Source organism: uncultured Corynebacterium sp. (assembly GCF_945649885.1).
Classification (GTDB): Bacteria; Actinomycetota; Actinomycetes; order Mycobacteriales; family Mycobacteriaceae; genus Corynebacterium.
In genome coordinates, this window is sequence record NZ_CALZFS010000184.1 from 1 (window position 1) to 3,442 (window position 3,442).

Genomic DNA, 3,442 nt, shown 5'->3' on the forward strand with positions numbered 1-3,442 from the left:
GGATCCAGATCAAAGATCATCACGTAGATGCGGTAGAGCATGTACACCGCAACCTTGGTGTGCAGACCGGAGAACAGGCCCATCACCGCAGCTGAGGTGCCGGGGTAGGTACGTGGCAGCCAGGTGTGGACGGGGAAGACACCGGCCTTCACCGCAATGGCTATGACGACGATGCCCATGGCGACAGCTGCGGTGCCATTGCCCTGGACAACGCCCTGAAGTGCTGCGATGTTCACGGAACCGGTGACACCGTAGAGGATGCCCACACCGACCAACAAGATGGTGGAGGCCGACAGGTTCACCAGGACGAAGATGCGTCCCGCAGCAAGACGGGACCAGGTGCCGGTCATGGCCATCAGACCATAGGAGGGCAGCAGCATGACCTCGATGAACACGAAGAAGTTGAACAGGTCAGCGGTGAGCAGGGCACCGTTGACACCGGTGATCAGCATGAGAGACAGTGCCGGGTAGAAACGCGCCCGGGTTTCACCCACGGTGGTGGCGAACCAGTTGGCGGCCACCGCCACGATGGAGGTGGTGATGATCATGATCGCGCTGAAGGAATCAGCGGCAAAGGGGATGGCCACGCCACCCACATAGAGACCCACACTGTGGGCGATGGTGCCGTGTTCTGCGGTGTGGGCGAAGAGCCACATGCCGGCGAAGATGCCGGCGAAGGGCACGGCGATGTGCAGGACATCGCGCAGCATCCTGCCCGGCAGGATCACCGCCAGGGCAGAGGCAGCAAGTGGTACTGCGACAAAAATCGGAAGGAGTAAATCGGGAGCCATTTAGTGTCGGTCCTCCTTCTGATTGTTGGTGGTGTTCTCAGACTGCGCACGGGTATCCCGGGCAACACCAGCGTCCTGGAGAGCCGCAGACTGGGCCTCACGTGAGGCCACTGGACTGTGGCCTGGTTTGATCACCGAGCGTGCCGCGGTGGTCAGTGGGGACTGATCATCATCCGGCTCGATGGCATGGGTGTCATCACTGCGTCCCAGTGCCGCCAGCGCCAACATGATGGTGGTGGTGGCCATCGCGATGACAATCGCGGTCAGGACGAAGGCCTGGGGCAGGGGATCGGCCGCCTCGGACATGGCGGTGCGGTCCGGGAAGGCCTCGCCGCGCCAGGCGGGAACACCGGCATACAAGATGGTGATATTGGCTGCGTGGCCGATCAGGGACATGCCGAAGACAATGCGCACCATGCCACGCTGTTGGATGAGGTAGACGCCGCCGCCGAAGAGGACGGCGATGGTCAGTGCGAGGATCATCGCTGGTTCTCCTTATCTTCAGGGACAGTGTTTCCAGTGATCCCAGTGTTTCCAGTGCTTCCAGCTGTCTTGGCCATGACGGTCTCCACATCGGCGGTGGCCGGGTTGAGGGGATCTGGCCAGTCGCTGTCATCATCTGGTTCAGAGGCCACCGGTGGGGTGGGTGGCAGTGGGCCGGCCTTGCGGGCAAAGTCCAGGTCCTCCAGTGGGGAACCGGGACGCAGATAACCACCCAGGGCATTGATGGCCATGGAGACCATGCCCAGCACCGCCAGATAGACACCGAGATCGAAGATCATGGAGGTGGTCCAGTGCTGGCCGGCGAACTCGAAGTGGATGGCGTAGAGGAAGGATCCGCCAGCCAAGCCGATCACGCCGGAGAACACCGCCATGAGGATGCCGATGCCGGTGAGCAGGAAAGGCACGTTGTCTCCGAAGATCTTGCCGTCCTTACCCTTGGACAGGTAGAGGAACATCAGCGCACCTCCGGCGATCAGGGCTGCGATGAAGCCGCCGCCAGGATCATTGTGGCCACGCATGAACACCAGGAAGCTCAAGATTCCCAGGATCGGAACCAGGAAGCGAACCAGCTGGCGCAGTGGGATGGAGTTCAGCTGTGACTGACCGAAGGGGCGTGGGTGGGTGCCACGCTGGAATGGATGGCGTGGCATGGAAGCCACCACGGCACCGATGACCACGGCGGCCATACCCAGGACGGAAAGTTCGCCCAGGGTATCCAAGGCTCGGAATTCCACCAGGATGGTGTTGACCACATTGGTGCCTGCGGTGATCTCCGGACCGTTTTCCAGGTACCAGATGGCCAGTTCGGAGCGGTCGTGGCGGCCGAGCAGGCCCCAGGCGGCCAGGAATGCGGCACCACCGGCCAGCACTGCGATGATGATGGCGCGGAGCTGGTTGGGGGCCTTCTTGAACATGGTGGGCTGGTAGCGCAGGACCATCATGATCACCACAACAACCAGGCCTTCCACCAGGAACTGGGTCAGGGCCACATCCGGTGCACCCAGCAGCAGCATCTGGAGGGAGACACCCACACCAACGGTGCCGATGAACACCGCGGAGCTCAAACGGTTGCGGTTGGTGGCAAGACCAATCACCGACAGGGTGATGATGGTCAGTGGGATCAGGTCCATCCAGTGATCAATGCCCTCGGCCTTCGGTGCGAGCACCACGGCAGGGGAGAGCGTGCCCACGATGGCCAGCAGGACCAGCAGGAGGATGAGGTTGACCAGGTGGGTACGCGGGTTGTGGCTGTCAGCCATCTTGGCAAAGACACGTCCCATGCGGGTGAGCCCATGATGCAGCATGGCCAGGGTGTCATTGCCGGTGGCAATGGGTACGCGGCGGCTTTCAATGCCGGGCCAGACCTTCTTGCGTAGTACTGCCAGCAGCACACCGGCGGCCAGCACGAGCAGACTGATCAGCAGTGGGATGTTGACACCATGCCAGAGGGCTAAGTGGAAGCCGGGGGCGGCACCACTGATGGCGGCAACTGCGGCGTTGATGGGAGCGTCGAAAAGCCCGAGTACAAACACCAGCGGCAGGGAAGCAAGCCCAGGAAGTGCAGCGGGTAGCCAGAGAGACACCGGTGCTTCCTTGACATGGGACATATCGCGCTTGCCGTCGACGAAGGCGCCGAGTACGAGCTTGGCGGAATAGGTGAAGGTCAATACTGCGCCGATACCTGCGGCGATGAGCAGGATGATTACACCGAGGTTGCCGATGGGGGCATCCATGAAGGCGGTGAGCATGCCCTCCTTGGACACAAAGCCCAATAGGGGTGGAACCGCAGCCATGGACAGCGCACCCACCAGCACGGAGATGAAGGTGAAGGGCATCTGTTTGACCAGGTTGCCCAGGCGGCGGGTATCGCGTGATCCGGTCTGGTGATCAATCACGCCGATGAGCATGAACAGCGAGGACTTGAACAGGGCATGGCTGAAGGTGTGCACCAATGCCGCTGCCAGGGCAAAGGGAGTGCCCACGCCGATGGTGGCCACAATCCAACCCAGGTGGGAGACGGTGGAATAGGCGGTGAGCTTTTTCAGGTCTGTCTTCTGGATGGCAAAGTACGCCGACATCAGGGCCGTGCCCATGCCGACGATGATCAGCAACCAGTTCCAGGCGGCCACATCATGGAAGACCGCGGA

General features: G+C 61.7%; 3 protein-coding genes. All 3 read right to left on the minus strand.

Annotation, left to right across the window (positions count from 1 at the left end; genetic code table 11):
- On the minus strand, nt 1–791 hold a 791-nt coding region (locus tag Q0M74_RS13455; protein WP_293955304.1), incomplete at its 3' end, for a proton-conducting transporter membrane subunit.
- A complete protein-coding gene (locus Q0M74_RS13460; protein ID WP_293955306.1) occupies nt 792–1,274 on the minus strand; it encodes a cation:proton antiporter subunit C in 483 nt (160 codons plus the stop codon).
- A partial coding sequence (locus Q0M74_RS13465; protein ID WP_293955308.1) for a DUF4040 family protein occupies nt 1,271–3,442 on the minus strand: 2,172 nt, incomplete at its 5' end. The genes Q0M74_RS13465 and Q0M74_RS13460, both read right to left, overlap by 4 nt.

Excerpts from the sequence above, each read along its gene's own strand:
- Q0M74_RS13460 (WP_293955306.1), bottom strand. The coding sequence starts at position 1,274 with ATGATCCTCGCACTGACCATCGCCGTCCTCTTCGGCGGCGGCGTCTAC.